The sequence below is a fragment of the Streptomyces sp. NPDC019937 genome (assembly GCF_040631655.1).
Classification (GTDB): domain Bacteria; phylum Actinomycetota; class Actinomycetes; order Streptomycetales; family Streptomycetaceae; genus Streptomyces.
The window spans coordinates 1-15768 of sequence record NZ_JBEYAL010000088.1 but is presented as its reverse complement, the minus strand read 5'-3'; the positions used below and the strand labels follow the sequence as shown (position 1 = coordinate 15768).

The window sequence follows — 15768 nt, the reverse complement described above, 5'->3', positions numbered from 1 at the left end:
GGGTTGCGAGGCTCCCCCAGCTACCGCTGGGAGGTGCCCCCTGCACCAGACGCCGCTCGCTGATCCGGCCTGATCCACACGACACCCCCTAGCCCTCCACCGCCCCCGCCTCCCGGACCCGGGGGCGGCTGAGGGCCAGGGCGATGTGGCGGGAGACGCGGTCCGCCGCGCCCGCCTCCGCCATCTCGAACGCGCTCCGGCCGGCCGTACGGAACAGCGTGAGCGCGCCGAGGACCGGGGCCGTGGGCGAGACCCGCAGCGGGATGCACAGCAGCGAGACGACCTCCTCCCGGACCAGCACGGGCGCGCCCGTGGCGTCCCGGCCGAAGGCGTTCGCGTCCGGCGGGCTCACCCGCAGCGCCGCCACCCCGTCGTCCAGCGCCTCGACCACCAGCGGGCAGCCGGCCGGATCCTGCCCGGCCAGCGACGCCGTCCGCTCACCGGCCGCCTCCGGCGGGCCGAGCGCCACCACCCGGCGCGGCGCGCCGGTGCCGTCCGTGGCCACGTCGACGATCACCCAGTCCGCGAACCGGCCGTGCAGCAGCTCCGCCGCCCGCCCCAGCACCTCCTCCGGCCCGTCGCCCGCGAGGGTCGCCCCCAGCAGCGCCGTCGCCATGTCGTCGACCAGATCCAGCAACTCGGCGTGGCGCGTCACCTCGGCCAGATCCGGTTGCGCGGCCGTCCCGTCCACCGTGTCCTTCCCCGCGTTCCTCGGCACCGGGAGGGTGACCGAGGAGGTGGCCGCCGTGCCGCGGTCCGGCTGGAAGGCGGCCAGCACCGCGGGCTGCGGCTCGCCCGGCGGCCGCAGGGCCGCCAGTGTCACCCGCAGGGCGCCGTCAGGGCCGGGCCGCGACAGGTGCACGGTCAGACTGCGCCCGCCCTCCCCGCGCGCCACCGCCGCGACCTGCGACCGCAGCGCCGCCTGCCCGTCGCGGCGCAGCGACGACGTCAGCGGGCGGCCGGTGGCGTATCCGGCGCGGGTGTTGAACAGCTGGGTCGCGGCGAAGTTCATACGCCGGACGACGGACTCCCGGTCCAGCAAAACGACGGGAATGGGCAGTCGCTGGAACAGGGCGCGCAGCAACTGCTGTTCATGGGGGTCGGACCGGCCTCCCGGGGGGACGCGGCTGGCCGCGGCCAGCTCCTCGTACCGCGGCCACAGCACATCGACCACGTGCTGAAGCTCGAAAAGAGCGGCGTCCAGCACGGACAGCCGCTCCTGCGAGGGCAGTGCCCTCGCCGTTCGCAATTCATCGACACGTCTGCGGAAATCCGTGAGTTCCGCACCAAAATCCTGCGCCCGGGACATGCGCACACGTTAGCCCGACCGGCGGCGGGGCACTGGTCCGGTGTTGTTTTCCGCGCAAGCCAGCGGGAAGCCGACCGAAAGGGACCCTCAGGGTAGGAAAGGACCGGAGCCGGCGATGCCCGAACGCTCGTACAGCCGTTCGCAGTGTCAGCCCGACACCCCGTCGCTCGGCCGGGGCCTGGCGGAGCTGGCGGAGCTGGCCGCCTCGTGTACCCCGGCCAGCTGCGGGGCGACCGCCACCGCGCTCCTGCCGCAGGACGCGCCCGTCGACGCGGAGGACGACCGGACGACTGCGGCCACCCACCCCGATCTGTCGGCGCTGGTGTCGGTGCAGATGATGTCGGGCGAGGGCCCGATCCTGGCCGCCCTGGACACCGGCCGCCCGGCGGGCGCCGACGATCTGCTCCACGATCCGCGCTGGCCGCGCTACCGGGCCCGGGCGCTGGACGCGGGGGTGCGCTCCAGCGCGACGCTGCCGTTCGAATGCGACGGGCTGACGGTGACGATCTCCCTCTACGGCCTGCGGCCCGGCCCCCTGGAGAAGGCCGCCCAGGGCGCCACCGAGCTGCTGGGCGACCTCACCACCGAGAGCCTGGCCCGGGACCGCCTCTACCGCGCCGCCCTCGCCCAGGTGGACCAGCTGGACGCGGCGCTGCGGTCACGCCCCGTGGTCGACCAGGCGTGCGGGATCGTGATGTACGTGCTGGGCTGCGACGCCGACCGCGCCTTCGACCTGCTGCGCCGGGCCTCGCAGCGGACCAACCGCAAGCTGGTGAGCCTGGCCGAGACGGTCGTCCGGACCCGCGGCCGCGGCATGGAGCGCCGGCTGATGGCGCTGGACCAGGACGGCGGCTCCGCCTGACGGCTGCCGGTGTCGTCCCACGCCGCCACCACCGCCGATCTGCGAAGGTGGACAGCGTCGGTACACACACGAAAGGTGTGGACATGCAACGGCAGTGGACCGCACCGGCGCCGGCCGAGCGGGACGACGGCGGGCTGCCGGTCCTCCCCGAGCTGGCCGCGTGCTTCGCGGCGGCCGCGGACCGGGGCGCGCCGGAGCCGGTCGGCGGCTCCGCCGACCTGCGCGCGGCCGCCTGCGGCTACTGGTCGCGGCGCGGGCTGTGGACCGATCCCGCGCACGTCGTGGCCGCCCCCGGCGCAGAGCCGCTGCTGCTCGCGCTGCTCGCCTCGGCCCCCGGCGGCGACGTCCTGCTGCCCCGCCCCTGCGCCGCCTGGTACGAGCCGCTGGTGCGGCTGGTGGACCGGCGCGGCCACCACGCCCCGGTACCGGCCGAGTGCGGCGGGCTGCCCGATCCGTTCGCGCTGCTGGAGACCGTCCGCCGGGTCCGGGCCGAGGGCGGGGTGCCGCGCATCCTGCTGCTGTCCGTCGCCGACGACCCGACCGGCACCGTGGCCCCGCCCGAGCTGCTGCACGAGGTGTGCGAGGCGGCGGTGGCCGAGGGGCTGCTGATCGTGAGCGACGAGACGTGGCGGGACACGGTGCACCATCCGCACGGCACGGTGCTGCTGAGCCCCGCCGAGATGGCGCCCGAGGACGTGGTCGTGCTCACCGATCTCGCGGGCGCCCTCGCCCCGGTCGGCTGGCCCGCCGCGGTGGCCCGGTTCCCGGCCACCGAGCGCGGCGCGGAGCTGCGCGCCCGGGTGCTGTCCATGCTCACCGCCGTACGGGCCGGGCTGCCCACGGCCGTCTCGCTGGCCGCCGGGTACGCGCTGACCGAGCCCGAGCCGGTCCGCGACCGGATGGTGGCCGCCGCCCGCGCGCACGGGGCGGTGGCGGCCGCGGCGTACCGGGCGCTGACCGCCGTCGGCGCGCTGTGCCGTCCGCCGCAGGCCGGCCGCCAGCTGTACGCGGACCTCGACGAGCTGCGCGGGGTGCTCGCCGCCCGCTCCCTCACCGATTCGGTGGAGCTGGAGCGTCACCTCGCCGGGCGGCTCGGCCCGGCGGTGGCCGGCGGCCACCGGTTCGGCGACCCGCCGCACACCCTGCGGGTCCGGCTGTCGACGCTGCCGCTGCTCGGGGCGTCGGACGAGCTGCGGCTCGCCGCGCTGGTCGCCCCGGACCCGCTGGAACTCCCCTCGGTCGCCGAGGAGTTGGCCGCCTTCGAAAGGGTATTCGGTGACCTCGTCCGGGCCGGGGCGCCATGACCGGCCCACCGCGAAGGGAGCGCACCCCATGACCGACCAGGCCGAACCCACCGAGGCGGGGGAGGGCCGCGGTCTGCCCCCCACGCCGCGGCCGCTCCGCGCGGGGCATCCGTCGTCCGTCGCGCCCCCGCCGCTGACCGCGCCCCGCCCGCTCGGCGAGGTCCGCACCTGGCCGCGCTCGTTCCTCCACCGGCTCACCGCCCCGCTGCCCGGGGTGCGCGCCCTCGCCCGGCTGGCCCGCGAGGGGCGGCTGCGGCCGCCGGCGGAGACGCTGCGCCAGATCCCCGACCTCCCCTTCGCGCCGGGCCCGCTGCCGCAGGCCGGCCCCCGGCGGGTGGCGCTGACCTGGGCCGGGCACGCCAGCTGGGTGCTGCGGATCGGCGGGCTGACCGTGCTCACCGACCCGGTCTGGTCCCGCAGGATCCTCGGCACCCCGGCCCGGGTCACCCCGCCCGGGGTGCGCTGGGAGGACCTGCCGCCCGTCGACGCGGTGGTCATCAGCCACAACCACTACGACCACCTCGACGCGCCCACGCTCAAGCGGCTGCCCCGGGACACGCCGCTGTTCGTCCCGGCCGGGCTGGCCGGGTGGTTCCGGGCGCGCCGGTTCACCCGGGTGACCGAGCTGGACTGGTGGGAGGCGGCCGAACTGCCGGGCGAGGGCGGCCCGGTCCGCTTCGACTTCGTCCCCGCGCACCACTGGAGCAAGCGCACCCTGACCGACACCTGCCGCTCGCTGTGGGGCGGATGGGTCGTCACCGGGCCCGACGGGCAGCGGGTGTACTTCGCGGGCGACACCGGCTACGGCCACTGGTTCCAGGAGATCGGCCGCCGCTACCCGGGCATCGACCTGGCGCTGCTGCCGATCGGCGCGTACGACCCGCGCTGGATGCTGCGCCCGGTGCACACCGATCCCGAGGAGGCCGTACGGGCGTATCTGGACCTCGGGGCGCGGACGCTGGTCCCGATGCACTGGTCGACGTTCCTGCTCTCCGCCGAACCGCCGCTGGAGCCGCTGCACCGGGTCCGCGCCGCCTTCGAGGCGACGGGCCGTCCCCGCGAGGAGCTGTGGGACCTGCCGGTCGGCGGCTCCCGGGTGCTGGAGTAGGGGCCAAAGGATGTAGCGGACAAAAGGGGGAATAAGTGGCGAGTAGTGCAACTCGCCCATAACTTCCTGTTCATGCGCACACGAAAGCTTCGCTACCTCGCGGGCCTCACGGCCGCCCTCGCCATCGAACTCACCCAGCTGCCGGGCGCCCACGCCGCCCCGGCACCCACCGCGCCCACCGTGCACACCGTCAAGCCGGGCCAGTCGATCCAGGCCGCGGTCAAGGCGGCCAGGCCCGGGGACACCATCCAGCTGCGGGCCGGTGTCTACCGGGAGAACGTGCAGATCACCAAGAGCCGGCTGACCCTGCGGGGCGTGGGCCGGACGACCGTCCTCACCGCGCCCGCCAAGGCGTCGGCCAACGCCTGCGGCAAGGCCGGGCACGGCGTATGCGTCACCGGTACGGCCCAACACCCCGTCAGCAATGTCCGGATCCGCTCGCTGACCGTCAGCGGCTTCCCCAAGAACGGCATCTGGGGCTCCCGCACCGTCCGGATGGACGTGCGCGACACCCTCGCCGAGAAGAACGGGCAGCAGGGCATCGGCCAGGAGCTGTCCACCCGGGGGGCCTTCCTCCGCAACGTCTCCCGCAACAACAAGGAATCGGGCATCTTCCTCGCCAACACCGTCGACGCCGAGGGCGGCGCCACCGACGCCAAGGGCACCCGGGTCGCCGAGAACCGGCTGTCCGGCAACCGGATCGGCGTCGTGGTGCGCCGGCTGCGGAACCTGACCGTCGAGCAGAACACCGCCACCGGCAACTGCGGCGGGGTGTTCGTCGTGGGCGACGAGTCCACGCCGCGCGCCGGGGACCTGACGGTGGCCCACAACGCCGTCCACGAGAACAACGCCTACTGCGCGCCCAACGCCCGGCTGCCGTTCATCCAGGGCGCCGGCATCGTGCTCACCGGCACCGAGGGCACCCGGGTGACCGGCAACCAGGTGCACAACAACGTCGGCACCTCGCCCATGTCCGGCGGCATCGTGCTGTTCAAGAGCGTCGTCGGCATCGCGAACACCAAGAACGCCATCAGCCGCAATGTGCTCACCGGCAACAAGCCCGCCGACGTGGCCGACCGGGACAAGGGCCCCGGCAACACCTTCACCGGCAACGTCTGCACGCTGTCGGTGCCCACCGGCCGGTGCTGAGAGGCGGCGACATGACCACCACGGCCACCCCGGCCCCCGACACCCCGGCCCCCGGCGACGAGACTCCGGCGGCCGCGTCCCAGGCGGCGGCCATGCAGCTGCGGGAGATCGCCTTCGGCGCCGCCCGGGCCGCCGCCGTACGCGCCGCGGCCCGGCTGCGCGTCGCCGACGCGCTGGGCGAGCAGCCCACCTCCGTCGGCGAGCTCGCCGCCACGGTGGACGCCGAACCCGATCCGCTGTGCCGCCTGCTGCGCGCCCTGGCCTGCTGCGGGATCTTCGCCGAGACCGACGACGGCCGCTTCGTCCACACCGAGATGTCCCGGCTGCTGCGCGAGGACGCCCCGCGCAGCCTGCGATACATCTCCCTGTGGTGCACCGAGCCCTGGACCTGGGAGGTCTGGCCGCGGCTCGACCGGGCGGTGCGCTCCGGCGGCGTCGTCTTCGACGACCTCTACGGCAAGGACTTCTTCACCTATCTGCACGAGGACGCGCCCGAGTCGGCCGAGGTCTTCGACCGGGCGATGACCACCTCCAGCCGGCAGTCCGCGGCCGACGTCGCCGCCTTCGTCGACCTCGACGGGGTGAAGGAGGTCGCCGACATCGGCGGCGGCCAGGGCCATGTGCTGGCCAGCCTGCTGGAGCGGCGCCCCGATCTGCGCGGCACCCTGCTGGACCTGCCGCAGGTGGTGGCGGGCGCCGACCCCCGGCTGCGGGACGGCGGCGCGCTGGCGGAGCGGGCCACGCTGGTGCCGGGCGACTGCCGCCGGGAGATCCCGGTCCGGGCCGATCTCTACATCATCAAGAACATCCTGGAATGGAACGACGAGAACACCCGCCGCACGCTCGCCAACGTGGTCGCGGCCGCGCGGCCCGGCGCCCGGGTGCTCGTTATCGAGAACCTCATCGACAACAGCCACTCCTCGTTCACCACGGCCATGGACCTGTTCCTGCTGCTGAACGTGGGCGGCCGCAAGCACACCACGGACAGCCTGGTGGCGCGGATGACCGAGGCCGGGCTGAGCGTCACCGAGAGCCGTCCCGTCAACGCGTATCTGCACGCCATCGACAGCCGGGTGCCCGGCTAGCCACCGGCGCGCAGGAAGGTGCCCGCGCCCCTCCGGGAGGGGCGCGGGCACCGTGGTGTTCCGGGGCGGCTCAGGCCCAGCGGAACGAGCTGAGGTGGGCGAACACCACCACGTTGGCCGTGTAGTCCTTCGCGGTGTGGTCGTACGCGCCGCCACAGGTGATCACGCGTAGCTGGGCGTCGTTGGTGTCCCCGTACACCTCCCGGTCCGGGAAGTCCTTCTTCTCGAAGGTCCGCACCTCGTCGACGACGAACGTGGCGAGGATGCCGTCGTCGCGGGTGACGGTCACCTTGCCGCCCGCCTTCAGGGAGCTGAGCATGGCGAACACCGCCGGGCCGGACTTGGTGTCCACGTGCCCGGCCACGATGGCGTTGCCGCGCTCACCTGGGGTGGGGCCGGCCTTGTACCAGCCGACGAGGTTGTTGTCGGTGTCGGGCGGCGGGACCAGCGTGCCCTGGGGGTTGAGCGACAGCGCGGTGAACGGGGCGCTCACACCGATCGAGGGGATGTCCAGCCGGTTCGGGGCCGACCGCGGCAGCGCGGGCCCGGGCCGGGACGCGGGCCTGGCCGCCGGTGACCGCAGGTCGGACCGGTCCTCCGGGGGCACCTCCGCCGTCTCCGGCTGCGAATCCGTCTCGGCGGCGGTGGCCGCGGGCGTGGCCGGTGCCACCGGGGAGGAGGACTGGGAGGAGGCGTCGACCGAGTTGTAGATGAGGAAGACACCGATGAGCGCCGATGCCGCGGCCCATCGGAGCGTGCGGGTGTTGCTGTCAGTACCGCCCTGCTTGCCCTGTTTGCCCATGCGGGTGTTCGCCTTTCTCACAGCGCCCGTCCGTGGCGCTGCCGTGGCACCTCCGCCGAAGCCAGCGGTGGTGCCACGGCAGCACGGGTTTTCCGAAGCGTCAGGCTCAGATGGCGGTGCCGGACGGCTTGCGGCGACGCAGGGCGTAGGCGCCGGCGCCGAGACCACCGAGGAGCAGAACCGAACCGGCGGCCATGCCGCTGCCCGTGGTGGCCATGCCGCCACCACCGGTGTGGACGCCACCCTTCGGCTTCTCGTGGCCCTTCCACGAACCGCCGTCCCAGTCGCCCTTCTTGCCCGACCAGTCGTGCTCGCCGTGGTCCTCGTCCTTGCCCTTGTCGCTGTCGGACCAGTCGTGCTCGCGCTCGCCGCCCTCGTCCTTGCCCTTGCTGCTGTCGGACCAGTCGTGGTCGCGCTCGCCGCCCTCGTCCTTGCCCTTCTGCTCTTCCTTGCCGTGCTCTTCTTCCTTGCCCTGCTCTTCTTCCTTGCCGTGCTCTTCCTTCTGGTCCTTGTCCTTGTCCTTCCAGGAGCTGCCGCTCTGACCGTAGCCGTCCTCGGAGGACTCCTGGCTGCTCGAGTACCCGCCGTGACCGCCCGGGTCCGAGACGTCGGCAGCGAACGCGGCGGCGGGGGCGCCCAGGGTCAGGGTGGCGGCAATCGCCGCCCCGGCGAAGAGTGCGCGAGTAGATCGCATGAGTCATTCCTTCCGGCACCGGCACGATTACTGACTATTTGCCAGACAAAGGGATCGCGTCGGCGTCTTAACCACCGTCAGCGAAGAGGAGCTCGGCTGCCACTTGGCGCGGCCCGCAAATCTGACGGATGTAAGCCCTCCGAGTGGAGTTCCGCCCCTTGATCACTCTTTTGCCGCGCGAACGGGCTGATGGTCATTCAACTGATTGGACGACAGGCTTTCAAACGCCGGAACCGGCTTCCGCGGACGCGGCAGCCGGTTCGGAAACAGCTCGTTCGAAAAGCGCTTCAGCGCTCCCAGCGGTAGAACTCCCTCGCCATGGCGTCCTTCGGCTCGCGCCAGGTCGCCGGGTCGTAGGCCTGTACGTACGCCGAGAGCCGTTCGCTGATGGCGCGGAACTCCGGATGGCCGGACACCCGAGCGACCTCGGGCCCCGGCGGTTTGTCGGCCTCGATGAGATGCAGATACACATCACCGAACTGGAACAGACTCCGGCCGCGCACGCCTATCAGATGCGACAGTTCCCCATGGCGGTCCGACTCCTCGAAGACGGCGGCTATGTCCTCGGCCGCGTTCTCCTTCATGCGGGCCACGATCAGTTCACGGTGCATTTTCCTCACGCCCCGACCCGCGCGCGGGCGCGCTGCTCGATCTTGTCCCGGATCAGCTCCATCTGGATTTTGGAGTTTCGGTTGATGTGCTCGGTCATTCCGGCGTCGTCCACCGGCGCGTCCGGCTTCATCTCGAAATCCTGGGTCCAGCGCATCCGGGTGCCCCCGGCCTCCTCCTCGTACTCCCAGCGGATGTTCATGAAGGCGAAGGGCCCGGTCTCCACCCGGCGCGCCCATACGGTCCGCACATCGCGGGCCGTCTCGCGCTCGGAGACCCAGCTCCAGACCTTGCCGTTCTCGTCCGGGTGCATGGTCAGCCGGAAGGTGGTGGTGTCCCCGTTCCGCTGGAGCACCTCGACCGACGCGTACTCGCTGAACAGGTTCGGCCAGTTCTCCAGGTCGTTCGTCATGTCCCAGACGAGGTCCAGAGGGGCCTTGATCAGGATGTCGTTGTCGGTGTGGCCGGTCATCTCATGCTCCCGTGGTGAGTGAGGTGTTGATGACGTCGAGGAAGTCACCGGGCGTCTTGGAGCTCTCGGCGCCGGGCTCGATCGGGGTGCCGTACTGGTTCTCCAGCTCGCCGACGATCGCGAGCAGCCCGAGCGAGTCCAGGCCGTACTCCTCGAACGGGGAGTCCGGCCGGGTGCGCATCAGCTCCGGGTCGACGGTCAGTCCGGCACAGCGCTTCATGAGCGAGGCCAGGTCTGCGTAGGACAGTTGACTGGACATCAGATATCTCCTTCCGGGCCGCGGAGCACGAGCGCCGCGTTGCAACCCATGAGCCCCCGGCTCAGCACCAGCGCGGTCCGGGGCCGCCCGGCGCGGGAACTGCCGGTGACGAGGTCGAGGTCATGGCATACGTCGGTGACGTACGGGGTGGGCGGCACGACGCGGTGTTCCATGGCGAGCACCGCGGCCGCCACGTCCAGGACCGGGGCCGCGCAGTACGCCCGGCCGAAGCCGGTCTTGGGGGCGGTCACCGGCACCCGGCGGCCGTGCGCGCCGAGCGCGTCGGTGATCGCCAGGGCCTCGGCGCGGTCCGCCTCCGGTACGCCGAGGGCGTCCGCGAACACCACGTCGATCTCCTGCGGGGCGCAGCCGGCCTCGGCCAGCGCGACGCGGATGGCCTGCGCGAGCCCTTCCCGGGACCGCTCCCACATCGACGGGCCGGTGAAGGTCGCGCCGTGGCCCAGGATCCGGCCGCGCACGCGCGCCCCGCGGCGCAGCGCCGCGCCCTCCTCCTCGACGATGAGCATCGCCCCGCCCTCGCCCGGGGCGAAGCCGCAGGCGTCGGCGGTGAACGGCAGATAGGCCCGGCCCGCGTCCCGGGCCAGGCTCATCTCCTCGTACCCCAGCTGGCAGACCACCGAGTACGGGGCGAGCGGCGCCTCGGCGGCGCCCACCACGATCGCGTCCGCCCCGTGCCGGATCGACCGGCAGGCGTGCGCGAGCGCGTCCAGGCCGCCCGCCTCGTCGTTGGCCACCACCCCGCACGGGCCCTTGAACCCGCCGCGGATGGAGATCTGGCCGGTGCTGGCCGCGTAGAACCAGGCGATGGACTGGTACGGGCCCACATAGCGCGGCCCCCTGCCCCACAGCTGCTGCAGCTCGCGCTGGCCGAACTCGCCGCCGCCCGAGCCGGACGCGGTCACCACGCCCACCGCGAACGGCGACATGTCCCGGCGCGGCAGCCTCGCGTCGTCCAGCGCCAGCTCGGCCGCGGCCATCGCGAAGTGGGTGAAGCGGTCGGTCTGGACGAGATACCGCTCCTCGATCAGCGATCCCGGCTCGAAGTCCCGGACCTGGCCCGCCACCCGCAGCGGAAAGTCCTCGCAGCCCTCGCGGGTGAGCCGGTCGAGGCAGGTGATCCCCTCCCGTACGCCCTTCCAGAAGGCGTCCGTCCCCACGCCGCCCGGCGCCACGATCCCCATTCCGGTGATCGCCGTGCCCCGGATGTGCCGCCCGGTCGCGGCCTTCCTGTCCGTCTTCACGGTCGCGTTCATGACGCACCCCCATGACTGAGCACCACCGCGGACTGGAAGCCGCCGAACCCGCTGCCCACCGACAGCACGTGGCGCAGCGGCAGGGACCGGGCGGTGCGCGGTACGTAGTCCAGATCGCACTCGGGGTCGGGATTCTCGTAGTTGGCGGTGGGCGGCACCACGCCGTGCGCGAGGGCCAGGGTGCAGGCCACGATCTCGATGGCCCCGATGGCGCCCAGCGAATGCCCCACCATGGATTTGATCGAACTCATCGGCGTCCGGTACGCGTGATCGCCCAGCGAGCGCTTGACCGCGGCCGTCTCGTGGCGGTCGTTCTGCTGGGTGCCGGAGCCGTGCGCGTTGACGTAGTCGATGTCGGAGCTGTTGACCCGGGCGTGGCCGAGCGCGTGGTCGATGGCCTCGGACATCTCCAGGCCCTCCCGGGTCAGCCCGGTCATGTGGTACGCGTTGCCGTAGGTGGCGAAGCCCCTGATCTCGCAGTAGATCCGGGCGCCGCGGGCGCGGGCGTGCTCCAGCTCCTCCAGGATCAGCACGGCGGCGCCCTCGCCCAGCACGAAGCCGTCCCGGCGCGCGTCGAACGGCCGCGACGCGTGTTCGGGGTCGTCGTTGTTGGCCGACGTCGCCTTGATCGCGTCGAAGCAGGCCACCGTGATGGGGGAGATCGGCGAGTCCGCCGCGCCCGCGACGCACACGTCGGCCCGGTTCTCCTCGATCGCCTGGAAGCCGTACCCGATCGCGTCCAGGCCCGAGGTGCAGCCCGTCGAGACGGTCTGCACCGGCCCCTGCGCCCCGATCAGCTCCGCCACCCCGGAGGCCAGCGCGCTGGGCGAGAACGCCCGGTGCAGATGCGGCCCGGCCCGCCGGTGGTCCACGTTCCACGACTCGCCCTTGTTGCTGACCTCGACGTAGTCGTGCTCCAGCCGGGTGGTGCCGCCGACCGCGGTGCCCAGCGACACCCCCGTACGCCACTGGTCGCCCGCCCCGGTCTCCAGCCCCGCGTCCCGTACGGCCTCCCTGGAGGCCGCCAGCGCGAACTGGACGTAGCGGTCGGAGCGTTCGACCTGCTCCACGGCCAGTCCGGCGGCCACCGGGTCGAAGTCGCATTCGGCGGCGATCCGCGAACGGAAGCCCGCGGGATCGAACAGCGTGATACCGCGCGTCGCCGTACGCCCGGCGGTGAGCATGTCCCAGAAGGCCGGAACACCCACGCCCCCCGGTGCGACCACGCCGAGCCCGGTGATCGCCACCCGTCGCGTCACGATGACGCCTCGGCAGGTTCGGTGGCCTCCGTGTCCACGTGCCCCAGCTCGGGACGGGGAGCCAGCGGGCCCAGATGGAAGACCATCCGGGCCTCGGTGTCGCCGACGTTGCGGAAGCGGTGCCGCATGTCGCGGGGGATCAGCAGGCCCTGGTCGGGGCGCAGCCGGTGCGCGGTCCCGTCCAGGTCCACCTCCAGGTCGCCGCGGACGACGAACACGAACTCCTCGGAGTACGGGTGGTAGTGCTCACCGATGCGGTCACCCGGCTGGATGAGGGCCAGGCCCATGAAGCCGCTGGTGGCGCCCACCGTGCTCGGGGTGAGCATGGCGCGCAGATCGCCGCCGCGCCGTGTGTTGGGAGCGATGTCGGCGAGGTCGACGATGTGAGGGGACTGCGTGGTCATGATCGGTGCCTCCGGACAGGGGACGTGACATGGGACATAAGGGGATTAGGGGGAGCGTGGACGTCAGTGGTCCGCCGACCGGCGGTCGGTGACCGGCTCCATGTCGCAGTCCGCGAGGAAGCGCCGCAACCCGTCCTCGTGGGACAGGTCCCGGTCCGGGCCGTGGTCGATGAGACGGCTCATCATGGCCGCGGCACGCTTGCCGCCGACGCCGGCCGCGAGGGCCGGGTCCCGGTCCAGCCGCGCCCGCAGGTCCACCAGCCGGACGACGATGTCCTCGTGCTGGAAGATCGTGCTGCTCACCAGGGGAGTCCCGGCGCCACCGGTCAACGCCAGCTCGTCCTGGCGGGCCAGCAGCTGCGCGACGGCCGTGCCGCAGCCCTCCTTGACCGGATACAGCAGCGCGTGACGCCGCAACGCGCCCGCGGGCTCCGACGCGTGTCCGTTCGCCGCCGCCTGGTGGTGCACCGCGGGCAGCGCCGCACGCAGGAAGAACTCCCGCGCCGAGTCCGGGTCGTCCAGATCGCGGGCCTCCTCCAGATACGGGTTGATGGCCTCCTCGACCGCGCGCACCTCCGGCTGCCGCGCCACATGGCGCAGCGCCGCCACCAGGTCGCCCTTCACCTCCACCGCCCGGACCACCCGGTTGCCGCTCATGAACAGCGAGGTCCGGCACAGCCGCGTGGTGTCGTCCACCCGCGCCTCGGGGGAGGCGTAGTCGGCCAGGATGGCCGCCACGTCCTTCTCGGTGCCGGGCTTCACGGTGAACGTCAGGGCATGCCGGACGATCCCGTCACCGATCCGCGGGACCGTCTGCAGTCGGCCTTTTCCCCGGTTCCCCGCCTCCGCCCCGGCGTGTGACGAGGTCTCCCGCAGGATGCTGAACCGCAGCGACCGGGTGTCCTCCACACAGCCGTGGAGGGGCTTGACCATCTCCCGGTGCGCCGCGCTGTCCACCCAGGCCAGGAAGGGCGGGGCGCTCTCCCACTCGCTGGTGATCAGCCACTTGGAAGGATCCTCGATCGACTGGCACAACTGGTCGCTGAGATGTCCCGGAACCGAGGCCACCTGCTGGCACAGCTCGTCGTACGCGCGAAGGAAGCGCTCCTCGGCACCGCTGCGCACATCCAGCAGCAGCACCACGCGCAGCCGCGAATCGGTCAGTGAGGACCGCGAGGACCGCGAGGTCTTGGTTGGTGTCGTGGCGGGCTGTGGAGTCCGGGGCAGGGTGCTCATGTTCCACTCCTCCTCATGAGGCGGCGTCCTTCCTTGGGCACGCCGCCCGTCAGACCGATCGTGGGGCGCTCCCACGTATGGCGCGAGATTTGTGAGCCATCTGAGGGAACGCCTGGTCAGAGCCCCGAACGGGCCCGGAAACACCGGGCATAGCAGCAAGATGAACCGTCTTGCCGACACTGAGACACGCGTGCCCGTCCTCATCGCGGGCGGCTCCCTGGTGGGCCTGTCCGCCTCCCTGTTCCTGGGCCGTCTGGAGATCGGCCACCTGCTCGTCGAGAAGCACCCGCGGACCTCCCACCACCCGCGCGGCCGGGGGAACAACATCCGCACGATGGAGCTGTACCGCACGGCCGGAGTGGAGTCCGCGATCCGCGAGGCGGCGGCCGTCCTGGCCGACAACCACGGCATCATGCAGACCCCGTCGCTCACCGGAACCGAGCACAACTGGCTCTTCCGGGACATCGACCCCGGCGGCAAGGCCGCCCGGATCAGCCCCTCCGCCTGGTGCCTGTGCAGCCAGAACGACCTCGAACCGGTCCTGCGACAGGCCGCCCAGGACCTCGGCGGCGACCTCCGCTTCGGCACCGAACTGCTCTCCTTCGAGCAGGACGCCGACGGGGTCACCGCCGTCATCCTGGACCGCCGCACCGAGACCCGCTCCACCGTCCGCGCCGACTACCTCATCGCCGCCGACGGCCCCCGCAGCCCGGTGCGCGAGGCGCTCGGCATCGGCCAGAGCGGCCGCGGCGAGCTGTTCCACAACGTGTCCATCACCTTCCGCGCCAAGCGGCTCGCGGACGTGGTCGGCGACCGCCGCTTCATCGCCTGCTACCTCACCAACCCCGAGGCCGACGGCGCGCTCCTGCCCGTCGACAACCAGGAGCAGTGGGTCTTCCACGCCCCCTGGCACCCCGAGCGCGGCGAAACCCTGGAAGAGTTCACCGACGAACGCTGCGCCCGGCACATCCGCACCGCCGTCGGCATGCCGGACCTGGAGGTCGAGATCACCGGAAAGGCGCCCTGGCACGCGGCCGAGCGGGTGGCCGACGCTTACGCCTCCGGCCGTGTCTTCCTCGCCGGGGACTCCGCCCACGAGATGTCCCCCACTGGCGCCTTCGGCTCCAACACCGGCATCCAGGACGCCCACAACCTCGCCTGGAAGCTCGCCGCCGTCCTCGGCGGCTGGGCCGGGCCCGGCCTGCTGGAGACCTACGGCGCCGAACGGCAGCCCGTCGCGCAGGCCACCAGCGCCCGGGCCGCCTCACGCTCGGCCGAACACAGCCACCCCGGCTACTCCGCCCCGCCCACCGCCGGCCCGCAGAGCAACGTCATGGCCGTCGCCATGGGCTACCGCTACGTGACCGGCGCGGTCCTCGGCGCCAACCCCGCCGCCCCCGCCGTACCCGACCGCTTCGAGGTCACCGCCGAACCCGGCAGCCGCGCCCCCCACATGTGGGTCCACCGCTGCGGCGTCCGGCTCTCCACCCTCGACCTGTACGAGCGCACGTGCGTGCTGCTCACCGGCCCGGGCGGCGCCGCCTGGCACGAGGCGGGCCGCCGCGCCGCCGACGCCCTCGGCGTCCCCCTCGACTGCTACCGCGTCGGCACCGAACCGGACCACGAACTGGCCCCCGAGCCGGGCACGGACTGGGCCGAACTCCACGGCACCGCCCCCGACGGCGCCGTCCTCGTCCGCCCCGACGGCTTCGTCGCCTGGCGCGCGGAACGCGCGGCGTCCGACCCGTACGCCCTGCTGACGGAGGTGCTGCGGGAGGTTCTGCGGCTGGGCAGCACCACCAGCCCCTCCGGCGCTTGAGGAGCGGGGTGCGGGGGCGGAGCCCCCCCCCCGGGGGGGGGGGGGGGGGGGGGGGGGGGGGGGGCGGGGGGGGGGTGGTGGGGGGGGCGCCGCCCCGCGGGGGGGGGGGGGGGCGTGGGCCCC

General features: G+C 73.0%; 16 protein-coding genes. 6 read left to right on the top strand and 10 right to left on the bottom strand.

What is annotated here, in order from left to right; all coding sequences use genetic code 11:
• Positions 1 to 88: 88 nt before the first annotated feature.
• Entirely contained in the window at positions 89 to 1207 is a 1119-nt protein-coding gene (locus ABZ562_RS40570; RefSeq protein ID WP_361490342.1) for a PAS domain-containing protein, read from the bottom strand.
• Positions 1208 to 1424: 217 nt separating this feature from the next.
• Here ABZ562_RS40570 and ABZ562_RS40565 point away from each other — a divergent pair, with 217 nt between their 5' ends.
• The 5 genes from ABZ562_RS40565 (at position 1425) to ABZ562_RS40545 (ending at position 6817) form a co-directional block, all read left to right on the top strand.
• Entirely contained in the window at positions 1425 to 2171 is a 747-nt protein-coding gene (locus ABZ562_RS40565; RefSeq protein WP_361490339.1) for a GAF and ANTAR domain-containing protein, read from the top strand.
• Positions 2172 to 2254: 83 nt separating this feature from the next.
• On the top strand, positions 2255 to 3475 hold the full coding sequence (locus ABZ562_RS40560; RefSeq protein WP_361490336.1) for an aminotransferase class I/II-fold pyridoxal phosphate-dependent enzyme: 1221 nt from the start codon (positions 2255 to 2257) through the stop codon (positions 3473 to 3475).
• A 28-nt stretch (positions 3476 to 3503) separates the two neighbouring features.
• The gene (locus ABZ562_RS40555) at positions 3504 to 4583 is read left to right on the top strand and encodes an MBL fold metallo-hydrolase (RefSeq protein ID WP_361490334.1); all 1080 of its coding nucleotides are present in this window, start codon (positions 3504 to 3506) and stop codon (positions 4581 to 4583) included.
• Positions 4584 to 4655: 72 nt separating this feature from the next.
• The gene (locus tag ABZ562_RS40550) at positions 4656 to 5732 is read left to right on the top strand and encodes a right-handed parallel beta-helix repeat-containing protein (protein ID WP_361490331.1); all 1077 of its coding nucleotides are present in this window, start codon (positions 4656 to 4658) and stop codon (positions 5730 to 5732) included.
• A gap of 92 nt (positions 5733 to 5824) precedes the next feature.
• Positions 5825 to 6817 (top strand): methyltransferase, encoded by a 993-nt coding sequence (locus ABZ562_RS40545; RefSeq protein WP_361490345.1) that lies wholly within the window; start codon positions 5825 to 5827, stop codon positions 6815 to 6817.
• Positions 6818 to 6887: 70 nt separating this feature from the next.
• Here the strand turns inward: ABZ562_RS40545 and ABZ562_RS40540 are convergent, their stop codons facing one another.
• From ABZ562_RS40540 to ABZ562_RS40500, 9 genes are all read right to left on the bottom strand, one after another.
• Complete coding sequence (locus tag ABZ562_RS40540; protein ID WP_361490329.1) at positions 6888 to 7640, bottom strand: class F sortase; 753 nt, start codon at positions 7638 to 7640, stop codon at positions 6888 to 6890.
• Between the two features lie 85 nt (positions 7641 to 7725).
• Entirely contained in the window at positions 7726 to 8313 is a 588-nt protein-coding gene (locus ABZ562_RS40535) for a hypothetical protein (protein WP_361490326.1), read from the bottom strand.
• A gap of 287 nt (positions 8314 to 8600) precedes the next feature.
• Positions 8601 to 8924: a TcmI family type II polyketide cyclase gene (locus ABZ562_RS40530; protein WP_361490323.1), complete on the bottom strand. Its 324-nt coding sequence runs from the start codon at positions 8922 to 8924 to the stop codon at positions 8601 to 8603.
• Positions 8925 to 8929: 5 nt separating this feature from the next.
• Entirely contained in the window at positions 8930 to 9394 is a 465-nt protein-coding gene (locus ABZ562_RS40525; protein WP_361490320.1) for an SRPBCC family protein, read from the bottom strand.
• Position 9395: 1 nt separating this feature from the next.
• Entirely contained in the window at positions 9396 to 9653 is a 258-nt protein-coding gene (locus tag ABZ562_RS40520; protein ID WP_055549148.1) for an acyl carrier protein, read from the bottom strand.
• Positions 9653 to 10927 (bottom strand): beta-ketoacyl synthase N-terminal-like domain-containing protein, encoded by a 1275-nt coding sequence (locus ABZ562_RS40515; protein WP_361490317.1) that lies wholly within the window; start codon positions 10925 to 10927, stop codon positions 9653 to 9655. Before ABZ562_RS40515 ends, ABZ562_RS40520 begins: the two co-directional genes overlap by 1 nt.
• Positions 10924 to 12186 (bottom strand): beta-ketoacyl-[acyl-carrier-protein] synthase family protein, encoded by a 1263-nt coding sequence (locus tag ABZ562_RS40510; protein WP_361490315.1) that lies wholly within the window; start codon positions 12184 to 12186, stop codon positions 10924 to 10926. Before ABZ562_RS40510 ends, ABZ562_RS40515 begins: the two co-directional genes overlap by 4 nt.
• Complete coding sequence (locus tag ABZ562_RS40505; RefSeq protein WP_361490312.1) at positions 12183 to 12590, bottom strand: cupin domain-containing protein; 408 nt, start codon at positions 12588 to 12590, stop codon at positions 12183 to 12185. Before ABZ562_RS40505 ends, ABZ562_RS40510 begins: the two co-directional genes overlap by 4 nt.
• Before the next feature lie 63 nt (positions 12591 to 12653).
• The gene (locus tag ABZ562_RS40500; protein WP_361490309.1) at positions 12654 to 13826 is read right to left on the bottom strand and encodes a SchA/CurD-like domain-containing protein; all 1173 of its coding nucleotides are present in this window, start codon (positions 13824 to 13826) and stop codon (positions 12654 to 12656) included.
• Positions 13827 to 13986: 160 nt separating this feature from the next.
• On the opposite strand from ABZ562_RS40500, the gene ABZ562_RS40495 reads away from it, so the two are divergent.
• Entirely contained in the window at positions 13987 to 15645 is a 1659-nt protein-coding gene (locus ABZ562_RS40495; RefSeq protein WP_361490306.1) for an FAD-dependent monooxygenase, read from the top strand.
• The last annotated feature ends 123 nt before the right edge of the window (positions 15646 to 15768 follow it).

Excerpts from the sequence above, each read along its gene's own strand:
- ABZ562_RS40565 (WP_361490339.1), top strand. The coding sequence starts at position 1,425 with ATGCCCGAACGCTCGTACAGCCGTTCGCAGTGTCAGCCCGACACCCCG.
- ABZ562_RS40560 (WP_361490336.1), top strand. The coding sequence starts at position 2,255 with ATGCAACGGCAGTGGACCGCACCGGCGCCGGCCGAGCGGGACGACGGC.
- ABZ562_RS40555 (WP_361490334.1), top strand. The coding sequence starts at position 3,504 with ATGACCGACCAGGCCGAACCCACCGAGGCGGGGGAGGGCCGCGGTCTG.
- ABZ562_RS40550 (WP_361490331.1), top strand. The coding sequence starts at position 4,656 with ATGCGCACACGAAAGCTTCGCTACCTCGCGGGCCTCACGGCCGCCCTC.
- ABZ562_RS40545 (WP_361490345.1), top strand. The coding sequence starts at position 5,825 with ATGCAGCTGCGGGAGATCGCCTTCGGCGCCGCCCGGGCCGCCGCCGTA.
- ABZ562_RS40535 (WP_361490326.1), bottom strand. The coding sequence starts at position 8,313 with ATGCGATCTACTCGCGCACTCTTCGCCGGGGCGGCGATTGCCGCCACC.
- ABZ562_RS40530 (WP_361490323.1), bottom strand. The coding sequence starts at position 8,924 with ATGCACCGTGAACTGATCGTGGCCCGCATGAAGGAGAACGCGGCCGAG.
- ABZ562_RS40525 (WP_361490320.1), bottom strand. The coding sequence starts at position 9,394 with ATGACCGGCCACACCGACAACGACATCCTGATCAAGGCCCCTCTGGAC.
- ABZ562_RS40520 (WP_055549148.1), bottom strand. The coding sequence starts at position 9,653 with ATGTCCAGTCAACTGTCCTACGCAGACCTGGCCTCGCTCATGAAGCGC.
- ABZ562_RS40515 (WP_361490317.1), bottom strand. The coding sequence starts at position 10,927 with ATGAACGCGACCGTGAAGACGGACAGGAAGGCCGCGACCGGGCGGCAC.
- ABZ562_RS40505 (WP_361490312.1), bottom strand. The coding sequence starts at position 12,590 with ATGACCACGCAGTCCCCTCACATCGTCGACCTCGCCGACATCGCTCCC.
- ABZ562_RS40500 (WP_361490309.1), bottom strand. The coding sequence starts at position 13,826 with ATGAGCACCCTGCCCCGGACTCCACAGCCCGCCACGACACCAACCAAG.
- ABZ562_RS40495 (WP_361490306.1), top strand. The coding sequence starts at position 13,987 with ATGAACCGTCTTGCCGACACTGAGACACGCGTGCCCGTCCTCATCGCG.